We start from the raw sequence: 13553 nt of genomic DNA, 5'->3' as shown, positions 1-13553 counted from the left end.
ACAGCGTTCCGTGCAGGCGCACCAAGCCGAAACCTTTGCCGGAACAAGGGTCTGTCACTGGAACAGCGCCCCCTTGACCCGCTTGGCATAATGCCATGTGATGCATGGGTCAATTCAGGCTGGGACCAGCGAAGCGCCAGCACGGCCATGATGGCCGGCGGCCGACCCAAGACGAGAGGACAGTGAACGCGCTATCCAACTCGGTCGAGTGGAGTTCGCGAAGATCTCGAAAAGAGACGATGCTGCCACAGGCTGATACGACGGACATTCCAGGGGAAAAAAGGCTGCACGATGTACAGGACGATCGCATCTATACTGGCCGGCGCTGCCATGGCCGTGACGAGCTTTGCAAGCGCCGGGGCCGGGACGCTCGAAGACGTCAAAGCCAAGGGCTTTGTTCAGTGCGGCGCCAATGGCGGCAATCTGATCGGATTTGGCGCCACTGACGAGAATGGCGCATGGACGGGCATCGACGTCGACTTCTGTCGTGCCATCGCCGCAGCCATCTTCAATGACCCGACCAAGGTCAAGTTCACGCCGCTCAACGCCAAGGAGCGCTTCACGGCGCTGCAATCCGGCGAAGTCGACGTGCTCTCGCGCAACACCACCTGGACCATGTCGCGCGACAGCTCGCTCGGACTCCAGTTCGTCGGCGTCACCTATTATGACGGCCAGGGCTTCATGGTCCGCAAGTCGCTCGGCGTGTCGTCGGCGCTCGAACTCTCGGGCGCCAAGGTCTGCACCCAGACCGGCACCACCACCGAGCTGAACCTCGCCGACTTCTTCCGCTCCCACAACATGCCTTACGAGGTCGTGGCCTACGAGAAGAACGAGGAAGTGCTGCAGGCCTACGAGGCCGGCCGCTGCGACGCCTACACGACCGATGCTTCCGGCCTCTATGCCGAGCGCCTGAAGCTGACCGCGCCGGACGATCATATGATCCTGCCGGAGATCATCTCGAAGGAGCCGCTTGGCCCGGCCGTGCGCCAGGGCGACGACAAGTGGTTCACGCTGGTGAAGTGGACGCTGTTCGCGCTGCTGAACGCCGAGGAGCTCGGCCTGACCAAGGCGAACATCGACGAGAAGAAGACCTCGGACAATCCCGAGATCAAGCGCTTCCTCGGCATCGAGGGCGACTTCGGCCAGGCGATCGGCCTGTCGAGCGACTGGGCCTACAACGTGATCAAGCAGATGGGCAATTATGGCGAGATCTTCGACGCCAATATCGGCCCCTCGACCCAGCTCGGCATCGCCCGCGGCCTGAACAATCTCTGGTCGAAGGGCGGCATCCAGTACGCGCCGCCGATCCGCTGATTTCATGGCATCCAACCACGGGCGGCCCGGCCGCCCGTGGCATCGCCGCGTTTGACGGACGCCAAGATCCGGAACGCAGGCGGTGAGGGGAAGCTGGCCGGCAATGCCAAGGCCCGGCCGATCAAGGGGAAAATCGTTTGACCGACAGAGGCGCGGCGTCCGCAGGGGGACGCATGGCATCCCTCCTCAACAATCCGACGGTCCGGGGCATCGCATTTCAGATTGTCTTTGTTCTCGTCCTCGGATGGCTGGTCTGGGACATTATCGACAACACCGCCCGCAATCTTCAGAAGGCCAACATCGCGGCGGGCTACGGATTTCTCGATCGCACGGCCGGATTCGGCATCATCCAGCGGATGATCGACTACACCGAGGCCTCGTCCTATGGACGCGCGCTTCTGGTCGGCCTGCTGAACACGCTGGTCGTGGCCGGGCTCGGCATCGTCTTCGCCACAATTCTGGGCTTCATCGTCGGCGTCGCGCGGCTTTCCTCCAACTGGCTCATCTCGCGGACGGCGACGGCCTTCGTCGAGATCCTGCGCAACATCCCGCTGCTGCTGCAGCTGTTCTTCTGGTACTTCGTCGTCCTGCGCAATCTACCCGGCATGCGCGAGCGGATGACGCTGATCCACGGCATCGACCTCAACATCGGCGGGTTGCACGTGCCGAGGCTTGTGCCCGGCGAAGGGCTCTGGCTCGTCGCGGCCGCCATACCGGCGGCGATCGCAGCCACTGCTTTCGTGACGAACTGGGGCCACGAACGCCAGGACCGGACGGGAGATCGTCCTCCCATCGGCACGATCAACCTCGCGCTGATCATCGGCCTGCCGGTCGTCGCGTTCTTCATCGCAGGCCGGCCGCTCGGCGTCGACTTCCCCGTCTTCAACGAGACGGGGCCGCTGCTGCGGCGCGGCTTCCAGGCCGGAACCGGCCTGACGATCATCCCCGAGTTCATCGGCCTGCTGCTGGCGCTTTCGCTCTATACCGCGACCTACATCGCGGAGGTGGTCCGCTCCGGCATCCAAGCCGTCAGCAAGGGCCAGACCGAGGCGGCGCATTCGCTCGGGCTGCGTGCCGGTCCGACCCTGCGCCTGGTCGTGCTGCCGCAGGCGATGCGCATCATCATTCCCCCGCTGACCAACCAGTATCTGAACCTCACCAAGAACTCGTCGCTCGCCGTCGCGATCGCCTATCCGGATCTCGTGGCGGTCGGCGGGACGGTGCTGAACCAGACCGGTCAGGCGGTGGAGATCGTCAGCATCTGGATGCTGTTCTACCTGGGCCTCAGCGTCCTGACGTCTGCCGTCATGGGCTATTTCAACAAGCGCGCTGCGCTGATCGAGCGGTGAGGAGGGGCCATGAACGCACCAGCCAACAGCTTCGTCCGCAACGCCTTGATCGAACCGCAGGCGGCGCCCCGCAACACGGTCGGCATCACCGGATGGATGCGGCAAAACCTGTTCTCGTCGCCGCTCAACGGCGTCATGACGGTCCTGATCCTGGCGTTCATCGTCTGGATGGTGACGCCGTTCATCCGCTTCACGCTCGTCAACGCCGTCTGGGAGGGAGCCGATCGCAGCGCCTGCGCCACCGCGACGGGGGCATGCTGGGCCTATGTGAAGGCCTATCTGCCGCAGTTCGTCTACGGCCGGTATCCGGCCGCCGAGCGCTGGCGGGTGGACATCGTGTTCCTGCTGCTGGTCGTCGGGCTCGTCCCGATGCTGATCCCGCGCGTGCCGTACAAGCGGCTGAACGCGCTGTTCCTGATCGGCGTCTTTCCCATCGTCGCGTTCATCCTGCTGACGGGCGGCCATGTCCGGCTGGCGGGAAACCTGATCCCCTCCAGCCTGATGGCGCCGTCGCCGCTGCGCTTCGCCGTGCAGTACGCCATCATCGCCGCGCTGATCATCGGCGGGCTCGCGCTGTTCGCGAAGCTGGCCGAACGGCCGGTGAAGGGCTCCGGCACGACCGCGTCGATCATCCTTGGATATATCGCGGTGGTCCTGTTCCTGGTCAGTCTCGATTTCGGGCTCGTGCCGGTCGAGACCGCCAATTGGGGCGGCCTCCTCGTGACCCTCGTCGTCGCGATTACGGGCATGGTCGCGGCGCTGCCGCTCGGCATCCTGCTCGCCCTCGGGCGCCGCTCCAACATGCCGGTCGTCAAACTCGCTTCGACGATCTTCATCGAGGTCTGGCGCGGCGTGCCGCTGATCACCGTGCTGTTCATGGCTTCGGTGATGCTGCCGCTCTTCCTGCCGGACGGTGTCACGTTCGACAAGTTGTTGCGGGCCCTCATCGGCGTCGCGCTGTTCCAGGCCGCCTACATGGCGGAGACGATCCGCGGCGGCCTGCAGGCGATCCCCCGCGGCCAGTATGAAGGGGCGATGGCGCTCGGTCTCGGCTACTGGCAGATGATGCGCCAGATCGTCCTGCCGCAGGCCCTGCGGATCTCGATCCCCGGCATCGTCGGATCCTTCATCTCGCTGTTCAAGGACACGACGCTGGTGATCATCATCGGCCTCTATGACTTCCTCGGCCAGATCCAGGCATCCGCCAACGATGCGAAATGGGCATCGCCCGTCACCGGACTGACGGGCTATATTTTCGCAGCTATGGTGTTTTGGGCATTCTGCTTCGCGATGTCGCGCTATGCTGCCTTCACCGAACGACGGCTCGACAGGGGCCGCAGATAGAATTCAAGGGGAAAACACATGTCGGATCCCTCCGTCGCGACCATCGAGGCGCCGCACGTCCCGCCAACAAGCCTCACCGTGTCGTCGACCGATGTCGCCGTGCAGATGGTCGACGTCAACAAGTGGTACGGCGAGTTTCACGTCCTCCGCGACATCAACCTGACCGTCATGCGCGGCGAGCGGATCGTCATCTGCGGCCCGTCTGGTTCCGGGAAGTCGACCCTGATCCGCTGCATCAATCGGCTGGAGGAGCACCAGAAGGGCAAGATCGTCGTCGACGGCAAGGAACTCACCAACGATCTGCGCAAGATCGATGAAGTACGCCGCGAGGTCGGCATGGTGTTCCAGCACTTCAATCTGTTCCCGCACCTGACGATCCTCGAGAACTGCACGCTGGCGCCGATCAACGTCCGCAAGATGCCGAAGCGCGAGGCCGAGGAAATCGCGATGCACTATCTGAGCCGGGTGAAGATCCCGGAGCAGGCGAACAAATATCCGGGCCAGCTTTCCGGCGGCCAGCAGCAGCGCGTGGCGATCGCCCGCTCGCTCTGCATGAACCCGCGCGTGATGCTCTTCGACGAACCGACCTCGGCGCTCGATCCGGAGATGATCAAGGAAGTGCTCGACGTCATGGTCGGCCTGGCCATGGAGGGTATGACCATGATCTGCGTGACGCACGAAATGGGCTTCGCGCGCCAGGTCGCCAACCGGGTGATCTTCATGGATGGCGGCCAGATCATCGAGCAGAACGACCCGGTCAGCTTCTTCACCAATCCGCAGCATGAGCGGACGAAGCTCTTCCTGAGCCAGATCCTGCACTGAGCGGCTTTCATCCCGGCATAAGAAGAGCCCGGCAGGTGACTGCCGGGCTTTGTCGTTTCTATCAGCGACCCTGCAGGAGCGGGCCGATGTTGCGGATCGTCACGCGGCGGTTCTGCCGTTCCGGCGCTTCGGTCGGGATCTTCAGGTAGCGCTCGCCATAGCCCTGGCTGACGAGCGCGTCGCGCGGAATGTCGAAATAGTCCGCGAGGATGCCCGCGACCGCGGCGGCGCGCCGGTCGGAGAGTTCCAGATTGGCGAGGTCGGTTCCGACCGCGTCCGTATGGCCCTCGATCAGGAACACGGCATAGGGATCCCTGTCGACGACGCGACCGATCGCCCGGCCGATGGCCCGGAGCTTACGAACCTGGTCGTCGGGGACGCGGGCCGAGCCGAACTCGAAAGTGATGGTGTCGATGTCGACACGACGCACCATGTCGCGAACCCGCGGATCGCGGCGGATCTCGTTCATCGAGTACCCACGGTCGATCCGCTGCACCGGCGCCGCGCGGAACGTATCCTCGATCTGCCGCTCGGTCGCGCGGCCGCCGTCGATGAAGCGGCCGTTTGGCCGGTATGGACGGCCATCGCGATAGCCCGGCGGCGGCGGAACTTCACGATCGCCGAAGCCCGGGCCCTCGATGTAGATGTCGCGCTGCGGGGGAGCGTCGCGGTAGTCACGGTAGCGGCCATCGGGATTGTCGGGGCGCGGCGGACGGGCATCGGGACGCGGCCGCGATCCGTCCGGCCGGGCCTGCTCGCCACGCGGCGGGCGTGCCCCCGTTTCGGCTGGGCGGCGCTCCGGAGCCGGCTGTGCCTTGGGAGGCTGCGGCTTGGCGGGTTCCGTCTTCGGAGCCTCAGACTTGGGCGGCTGGGGCTTCGCCGGCTGCGCCTTCGGAGCCTCGCTCGGGCTGGGCTTGCGCTCCGGCGTGGGCTTCGCGTCGTCCGGCTTCTTGGCGCCGGCGGGCGGCTGATACGGCTTCGGTTGAACACCATCCTCGGCCGGCGACCGGGCAGGGCGGCTGTCGGTCGGGCCGGCCTTCGGCGCGGTAGGCGCAGCAGGCTTGGCGGACTGGGCTGGCGGAGCACCGGAATTGTCCTCCGCCGCGCGAAGGTTCTGCATGGCCTCCGAGACACCACGGCGAGCCGCGCGGACGTCGCCGCCGGTTTCCTCGGCCTGTTGCAGCGACTGCTGCGCCTGTTCGAGCAGTTCACGGGCCCGCTGGACACGGTCCTCCGCTGCCTGCGCCACGACGATCCGAGCCTCGGGCTGTCGCGCCTCGGCGAGCGCCACGTGGGCGCTTCCGAACAGGGTCGGGATGGCAACCGATGAAAGCAGAAGGAGCTGGGTGAGCTTCATGGTCTTCCTGCAGCTGGGCCTCAGCAGGCCATTGTCCGTGACGGATCCGGTAGGCGTCCGAATGCGCCTGTTGCATGCCGATCAAATGCGGCATCCGTGAGGGACATATGCCTTGAAGGCCGCTGAACGGCGGCTGAATGCGCTGTTCAGGCTCCAGCCCACAAGGCGTACTCTGTCGACGGACGGTGCCGCCGGCCGAGCGAGACATCTACTTGGGATCGGCTCGGGAGTACCAGCACGGCGGCCCGCTGGCGCGGCGGCTCCGGCTACTCCGCTGGTCCCGTCGCGACCGGTGCATCCTGCGCGCCACCCCATTCGGCCCAGGAGCCGTCATAGAGCGCGACATTGCGTGCGCCGATGGTCTCCAGGCCCAATGCCAGAATCGCGGCGGTCACGCCGGAGCCGCAACTGGTGACGATGGGCTTGTTCGGATCCACGCCAGCGGCCGCGAACGCTGCCTCTATCTCGGCATCGCTCCGAAGTCGGCCATCGGCGACGAGCGTACCCGACGGGACGTTGCGACTGCCGGGCATATGGCCCGAGCGCAGGCCCGGCCGTGGCTCCGGCGCCTCGCCACGGAAACGCTCGCCGGACCGGGCATCGACGACGGTCGCGCTGCCGGTGGCGACGATGTTCCTGACCTCGGCGATCGATCGCACGGCGGCGGCATTGAGCTTCGCCGCAAACATCTTCGGCGCGGGCTTCGGCTCACCGGATTCGACCGGCCGACCGTCGGCGATCCATTGCGGGAAACCGCCCTCCAGGATGCGGACGTCGGGTGCGCCCATGGTGCGGAACGTCCAGCGGACGCGCGGCGCGGAGAACAGGCCGGCGCCGTCATAGACGACAATCGTTTGCTTGTCCGAGATGCCGAGGGCGCCGACCGCGCGGGCGAACTCTTCCGGTGCCGGCAGCATGTGCGGCAGGCCGGAGCTGGTATCGGCGACCTTGTCGAGATTGAAGAAGACCGCGCCGGGGATGTGCGCCTTGCGGTATTCCGCCTCGGCGTCGCGGTTCTCCGTCGGCAGGTACCACGACCCGTCGATGATGGCGACGGCCGGATCATCCAGATGGACGGCGAGCCAATCGGTCGAAACGAAGGTGGTGGAACGGTCGGTCATGTCCGTCTCCGGTATGCGTATGCTGAATGCGGGATTTGGTTTCAGGCGAAGCGGATGCGCACGCGGCGATTCTGCTTGCCCTTGTTCTCGATCTTGGCGACGACCAGCGGCCCGATCTCGGCCGTCGACTGCACATGCGTGCCGCCGCAGGGCTGCAAATCGATGTTGCCGATGCGGACGAGACGGACGCGGCCGCTGCCCATCGGCGGCATGACGCTCATCGTCTTGACGAGACCGGGATTGGCCAGGAGCTCCTCATCGGAGATCCACTCCGTCGAAACGGCATGGTCCGCGACGGCAAGCGCATTCAGCCTCTCCTCGATCGCCTCCTTGGCGGGCACGGTGCCGTCGATGTCAAAGTCGAGATGGCCCTCCTCGGCGCCGATGCGACCGCCGGAGACGGGGAAGGGCAGGGCCACTGTCAGCAGATGAAGCCCGGTATGGATGCGCATGTGGCGATGGCGCGTCGCCCAGTCGAGATGCTGGATGACCGTTTCGCCGGGAACCGGCAGCGCCGATCCTTCGGCCGGCACATGCACGATCTCGCTCTTGCGGTCGCCATAGACGGTAGTCGCGATCTTGATCATCGAGCCGTCCGAGCGCTCGATCGTACCGATGTCGCCGGGCTGGCCGCCGCCCGTCGCATAAAACACGGTGCGGTCGAGGAGGATGCCGCCCCGCTCGTTGATGCCGACGACCTTGGCTTCAGCGGTCGAAAGATAGGGATCGTCGCGGAAGAGCAAGGTCGTCTCGGCCATGGTCACGCCTTTTCGTAAGGGATCTCGATCTCGGTCCGGCGTTCCAGCCAGCCAGGCACCGGAAGTCCTTTGTCGCGCAGGAACGCCGGATTGAACAGCTTCGATTGATAGCGCGTGCCGTAATCGCAAAGGATCGTCACGATCGTATGGCCGGGGCCCAGCTCCCTGGCGAGATGGATCGCTCCGGCGATGTTGATGCCCGACGAGCCACCGAGGCAGAGCCCCTCGTGTTCGGCGAGTTCGAAGACGACCTCGAGCGCCTCGGCATCGGTGATCTGATAGGCCCGATCGACGGGCGCGCCCTCGAGATTGGCCGTGATCCGGCCCTGGCCGATGCCCTCGGTGATGGAGGAGCCCTCCGCCTTGAGCACGCCGGTCGTGTAGTAGCTGAAGAGCGCGGCGCCGAGCGGATCGGCGAGCGCTATCTGGATATCGGGATTGCGCTCCTTCAGCGCGATCCCCACGCCGGCGAGCGTGCCGCCAGAGCCGACGGCGGAGACGAAACCGTCGACCTTGCCGTCCGTCTGTGACCAGATCTCCGGGCCCGTCGTGTCGATATGGGCCTGGCGATTGGCGACATTGTCGAACTGGTTGGCCCAGATCGCGCCGTTCGGTTCGGTCTTCGCCAGCTGCGCGGCGAGGCGACCGGAGAGCTTCACGTAGTTGTTCGGATCCCGATACGGGACGGCCGGAACCTCGATCAGCGTCGCGCCGGCAAGGCGCAAAGCATCCTTCTTCTCCTGCGACTGCGTCTCGGGAATGACGATGACCGTCTTGAAGCCTAGCGCGCTGGCGACAAGCGCGAGGCCGATGCCGGTGTTGCCCGCGGTGCCCTCGACGATCGTGCCGCCGGGTCGCAGCTGCCCCTTGGCGATCGCGTCCTGGATGATGAACAGGGCGGCGCGATCCTTGACCGACTGGCCCGGATTCATGAATTCGGCCTTGCCCAGAATCTCGCAGCCCGTTTCCTCGGAGGCGCGGCGCAGGCGGATCAGCGGCGTATTGCCGATGGCTTCGACGACGGAGGGAAAGACGGCCATGATTGCTTTCTGGGATGTGTGAAGAGGAGGCTAGCTGGCCCAGAGACTGGCTTCAAGGCACTCGCTTCGCAAAGCACCGTTCCACGTCGCTCCCATGTGGAGCGGAATAGAATTTCCTCGAAGTCACGTTCCCTGCAAAATCAGTCCAGATCGTCTGCCCGCATGTGCCCGAAGGCTGCGAGCGCGCGTTCGCGCGTGGCGGCGAGGTCGACGACCGGGGCGGGGTAGCCCGGCGCGCCTCCGGCCTTCCAGGGCGCATGGATCAGCTTGTCCGGAAGCGAGGCCAGCTCGGGCACATGGCGACGGACATAGCGACCGTCCGGATCGAACTTCTCTCCCTGCAGCACCGGATTGAAGATGCGGAAATAGGGCGCGGCGTCGGCGCCGGAACCCGCGACCCACTGCCAGCTGGCCGGATTGTTCGCTGGGTCGGCATCGACCAGCGTATCCCAGAACCAAGCTTCCCCAATCCGCCAGTCGACCAGCAGGTTCTTGACGAGGAACGACGCCACGATCATCCGGACGCGGTTGTGCATCCATCCGGTCTGCCAGAGTTCGCGCATGCCGGCGTCGATGATCGGAATGCCGGTACGGCCCTGCTGCCACGCCGAAAGCGCCACGTCGTCGACCGGCGGCCAGGGAAAAGCGTCGAAGCGCGGCTGGAAATTGCGGGTCGCAAGGTCGGGCTGGTGGAACAGCAGGTGCCACGAGAATTCGCGCCAGCCGATCTCCGAGCGGAACTTGTCGATGTCGGCGAGGTCGATCCCCGGGAGCTCGGGCGCGACGCGCTGCCAGAGCTGGAACGGGCTCACTTCGCCGAAGCGCAGATGCGGCGACAGGCGCGACGAGGCTTCCGCGGCGGGCTGGTCGCGCTCGGCGGCATAGCGCTGGAGACGGGAAGTGACGAACGTCGCGAGCCTTTCGTGAGCGCTGGCTTCGCCGGGGTGCCAGGTGTCACGCAGTCCCGCCGCCCAGTCCGGCTTGGTCGGCAGCAGCGACCAGTCGTCGAGCGCGTCCGAGGCGAGGCCGTCTATCGGCGGCGGCATGTCCGACGGCGCATTGAGCGGCGCACGCGGCGGGCCGAGCTCTCGGCAGGCCTTCCAGAACGGCGTGTAGACGCGGAACGGATCGCCGGCCTTGGTCCGCACGATCCAGGGTTCGAACAGCAGGTTGGCCTGGAAGCTTTCGACGCGAACGTCAGCCGCCTTGAGGCGGGCCTTGAGCGCGGCGTCGACGGCGCGCTCGCCGCCGCCGTAGCGCCGGTTCCAGAAGAGGCTTTCCGCGCCGGTTTCCGCGACAAGCGCGGGGATCACGTCCTCGGCCGGGCCATGGCGTAGGATCAGAACCTGTCCCTTGTCGGCAAGCGATTGCGACAGGGCCGCGAGCGAATGGTGCAGCCACCATCTTGCCGCGCCGCCGAGCGGCCGGATGCCCTCGCTGATCTGGTCGAGCGTATAGACGATGACGAGCGGAGCCCTGCGCTCGGCCGCGTCGCGGCAACCTGCGACAAGGGCAGGATTGTCGGCGAGGCGCAGGTCGTCGCGAAGCCAGACGAGGGCCGGTTTCGGCGCCATGAGCGCTTATTCGGCCGGGGCGAGGCGTGCCCGCGCCGGCACGATGCGCGCCCAGGCCGGGCGCTCGAACAGGAATCGGAAGCGTGTCCCACGCACGAGCCATTCCAGCACCAGCGGCGCGATGACGCCGGCGGCGGTGACGATCAGCGCGATCGTACCGAGATCCGAAATCAGGCCGGTCTTCAGCAATACTGCGCGGGTCGCCGCCATGGGCAGGAAGAAGGCGAGGTAGATGGCGATCGAGTGCTCGCCGCAATAGCGCAGCGGCGCCATCAGGTCCGCCTTGGAGAGCAGGGCCGAGAAGGCGATGACGGCGCAGGCGCCGAGAATGCCGAGGCCAAGCCCGATGAAGGGCAGTTCGGAATAGCCGTGGAAGACGGCGAGCCCGTTGACGAGGGCCCAGGCGAGCAGCCCGAGCGCGGCCGGGAGCGGACGGGCGATCACGGCGGCCGCCAGACGGAAGATCTGCGGCGCGAGTGCATAGCCCGCATAGAAATAGACGAAGCGCGCGGCGAACTCGTCCGGGATCACCCAACCCGTGTGGATCGGCGCGATCTCCAGCGCCGCCCCGACGAGCAGGACGATCCAGGCGGGGACGCGACGCAGCAGCTTGGCCACGGCGAAGAAGATCGGCAGCAGATAGATGAACCAGAGCGTTCCGAACGGTTCGACGAAGGCGAGCAGGAACTGGCCGAGCGCGCCGCCGACGCCCATTTCCGCCGCCATGCCGGGCGCCTTGAAGACGAACTGGATGACGAGCCAGAGCACGTAGAAATAGGCGAAGTGGACGATCTTCTTGTCGGCATAGCTGCGCCAGTCGCGATCGATGACGCGCGACAGGAACAGGCCGGAAATGAGGAAGAAGTCGGGCATCCGGAACGGCTTGGCGAAGGCGACGAGATAACCCATCCAGCTCTCCGCGCCGGCCGCCTTTTCGACGCCCAAGGTCGAATGCATCATCACCACCATGATGATGCAGAAGCCCTTGGCGTAGTCGACCCAGTCGATGCGCGCGCTCCCGGCCATCGTCTCCCGTTCCAGTCCCGTCGTGTCCGATCCTGCGCCGGCGGGCGCAGCAGTCTCATTCTCGGGGCGCGCGAGAGATTCCCGCGCGCCGTGCTCATGCCGGATTAGTTGAGGCCGCGCTGCGCCGCGCAGTTCTTCGCGACGGCGACTTCGATCAGCGCGATGCGCTCGCCGCGAACGCGGGCCATGAAATCGTCGTAGGAGGGATTGGGCGTCCGGATGCCGAGCAGGATGAACTGCAGCGTCGGGTTGCGACGCAGTTCGTCCCAGCTGTTGTTGCTGCTGGAGATCGGGACGTTGAGCGCCTGGATGCGCGAGGCGATCTCGTCGCAGGAGAGCTTGCGGAACTGGCCGGAATCGACGGGATCGATGCGCTCCGACTGGGCGACGGCGATGGACGCACTGGCCATGAGGCCAAGTCCGGCCAGAACGATCATCAGACTGCGCTTCATCATGCTCTCCTGTCGTCAATGCCGCGCTGCGGTTGCAGCGACTATAGACCGTCGCCGTCCGCATTGCATCGCGGCGATGCCGGCCAGACGGCGCTTCCCTGTCGCAGGGCCGGCAAACCCGTGAACATGGTTACTCAACCGCCCAGCGTGGCGGCCTCCGCTTCGGCGAGCGGCGCGGGACGCACGTTGCGCTCGAGGAGATCGACAGCGACACCCGAGACCGAGGATTCGAGCATGCCCTCGAGGACTTCGAGCACATGCAGCGCGAGGGCTCCCGAGGCCCGCGCCGGCCGGCCCTCCGCCAGCGCCCGGGCCAGTTCCGCGACGCCCAGCATGCGGTAGTTGGCTCGATCCGGCGCGTCGTAGGGCCAGTTAAGCCGGCCATGCAAGTCGGCAGCCGTCGACTGCTCCTGCCACGGCGCGCCACTGCGACTGAGTGAGACCGAGCCGCCAAACGTGTCGGGGTCGGGCAGGCGCAGCGATCCCTCCGTGCCGTGCAACTCGATCGGATGGTTGCCATGCCGGAAAACATCCCAGCTCATGACGGCGACGACGGTCGCGCCGGAGGCGAATTCGAGGAGCGCCGTGACGGTGGTCGGCGTGCCGACGGAAAACCGCGTGCCACAAGACGGTCCCGGCGCGGTGATCAGGCGTTCCGGCTCACCGGTGACGTTCATCGCCATGACGCGCCGGGCGGGGCCGAGCAGGTTGACCAGCATGGTGATGTAGTAGGGGCCCATGTCCAGCACCGGGCCGCCGCCGGGCTGGTAGTAGAATTGCGGGCTCGGGTGCCAGTGCTCCATGCCGCGCGTCATCATGAAGGCGGTGCCGGTGACGACCTTGCCGATCGCGCCTTCGTCCATCAGCCGCCGAGCCAGGCGGCCCGCCGCGCCGAGAAAGGTGTCGGGCGCCGAGCCGATTGATAGGCCGCGCCGGTCTGCTTCCTCGACCAGCTGCCGGCCGAGCGCCGCGGTTGCCGCCAGCGGCTTCTCGGTGAAGACATGCTTGCCGGCCGAAAGCGCCGCCATCGAGACGTCGAAATGCGCGTTGGGGACCGTGAGGTTCAGGACGAGATCTATGTCGTCGGCAGCGAGCAGCGCATTGATGGAGGTCGCTCGGATCCCGAACTCCTCGGCGCGCCGTTCGGCTGCCTCGATGGAAATGTCGGCACAGGCGCGGATCTCGACGCCGGGAAACAGTTCGGCGTTACGCAGATAGGTGCCCGCGATGTTGCCGCAGCCGATGACGCCGATTCCGAGCTTCGCCATTCCAATCCCCTCGTTGCGCGCATTTGTGCATATTTATGCATCGACATGCTTGACGATCCCCGGCAAAGCGGCAAGGCTCTTTGAGGAATTTCGCGTCGACGAGTGTTTCGCCTCGGACCAATCGCTTC

General features: G+C 66.0%; 12 protein-coding genes. 4 read left to right on the top strand and 8 right to left on the bottom strand.

The window, feature by feature from the left end; translation table 11 throughout:
* Positions 1-291: 291 nt before the first annotated feature.
* The 4 genes from G539_RS0102355 to G539_RS0102340 all read left to right on the top strand — a co-directional run bounded on the left by G539_RS0102355 (position 292) and on the right by G539_RS0102340 (position 4829).
* Complete coding sequence (locus G539_RS0102355; RefSeq protein WP_084639727.1) at positions 292-1314, top strand: amino acid ABC transporter substrate-binding protein; 1023 nt, start codon at positions 292-294, stop codon at positions 1312-1314.
* 173 nt (positions 1315-1487) lie between these two features.
* Positions 1488-2663: an amino acid ABC transporter permease gene (locus tag G539_RS0102350; RefSeq protein ID WP_051231026.1), complete on the top strand. Its 1176-nt coding sequence runs from the start codon at positions 1488-1490 to the stop codon at positions 2661-2663.
* 9 nt (positions 2664-2672) lie between these two features.
* On the top strand, positions 2673-4007 hold the full coding sequence (locus G539_RS0102345; protein ID WP_029073775.1) for an amino acid ABC transporter permease: 1335 nt from the start codon (positions 2673-2675) through the stop codon (positions 4005-4007).
* Positions 4008-4025: 18 nt separating this feature from the next.
* Complete coding sequence (locus tag G539_RS0102340) at positions 4026-4829, top strand: amino acid ABC transporter ATP-binding protein (protein ID WP_051231025.1); 804 nt, start codon at positions 4026-4028, stop codon at positions 4827-4829.
* A 61-nt stretch (positions 4830-4890) separates the two neighbouring features.
* Here G539_RS0102340 and G539_RS26000 read toward each other — a convergent pair whose 3' ends face one another.
* The 8 genes from G539_RS26000 to G539_RS0102300 form a co-directional block, all read right to left on the bottom strand.
* Positions 4891-6186, bottom strand: a complete 1296-nt coding sequence (locus G539_RS26000; RefSeq protein WP_051231024.1) for an OmpA family protein — start codon at positions 6184-6186, stop codon at positions 4891-4893.
* 266 nt (positions 6187-6452) lie between these two features.
* The gene (gene sseA / locus G539_RS0102330; protein ID WP_029073773.1) at positions 6453-7307 is read right to left on the bottom strand and encodes a 3-mercaptopyruvate sulfurtransferase; all 855 of its coding nucleotides are present in this window, start codon (positions 7305-7307) and stop codon (positions 6453-6455) included.
* Between the two features lie 41 nt (positions 7308-7348).
* Complete coding sequence (locus tag G539_RS0102325; RefSeq protein WP_029073772.1) at positions 7349-8065, bottom strand: alanyl-tRNA editing protein; 717 nt, start codon at positions 8063-8065, stop codon at positions 7349-7351.
* Between the two features lie 2 nt (positions 8066-8067).
* Positions 8068-9105 carry a cysteine synthase A gene (locus G539_RS0102320; RefSeq protein WP_029073771.1) on the bottom strand — a complete coding sequence of 346 codons (1038 nt, stop codon included), beginning with the start codon at positions 9103-9105 and terminating at the stop codon, positions 8068-8070.
* Between the two features lie 140 nt (positions 9106-9245).
* Positions 9246-10679, bottom strand: a complete 1434-nt coding sequence (locus G539_RS0102315) for a cryptochrome/photolyase family protein (RefSeq protein ID WP_029073770.1) — start codon at positions 10677-10679, stop codon at positions 9246-9248.
* A gap of 6 nt (positions 10680-10685) precedes the next feature.
* Positions 10686-11705: an acyltransferase family protein gene (locus tag G539_RS0102310; protein ID WP_029073769.1), complete on the bottom strand. Its 1020-nt coding sequence runs from the start codon at positions 11703-11705 to the stop codon at positions 10686-10688.
* Between the two features lie 104 nt (positions 11706-11809).
* Positions 11810-12157 (bottom strand): hypothetical protein, encoded by a 348-nt coding sequence (locus G539_RS0102305; protein ID WP_156911750.1) that lies wholly within the window; start codon positions 12155-12157, stop codon positions 11810-11812.
* Positions 12158-12291: 134 nt separating this feature from the next.
* Positions 12292-13425, bottom strand: coding sequence for a Gfo/Idh/MocA family protein (locus G539_RS0102300; protein WP_035829857.1), 1134 nt, complete (start codon positions 13423-13425; stop codon positions 12292-12294).
* Between the last annotated feature and the right edge of the window lie 128 nt (positions 13426-13553).

It is taken from the genome of Kaistia adipata DSM 17808 (genome assembly GCF_000423225.1).
In the GTDB taxonomy this organism is placed as follows: domain Bacteria; phylum Pseudomonadota; class Alphaproteobacteria; order Rhizobiales; family Kaistiaceae; genus Kaistia; species Kaistia adipata.
Note: the sequence above shows the minus strand (reverse complement) of the source record. Positions and strands in the feature narration are given on the sequence as shown.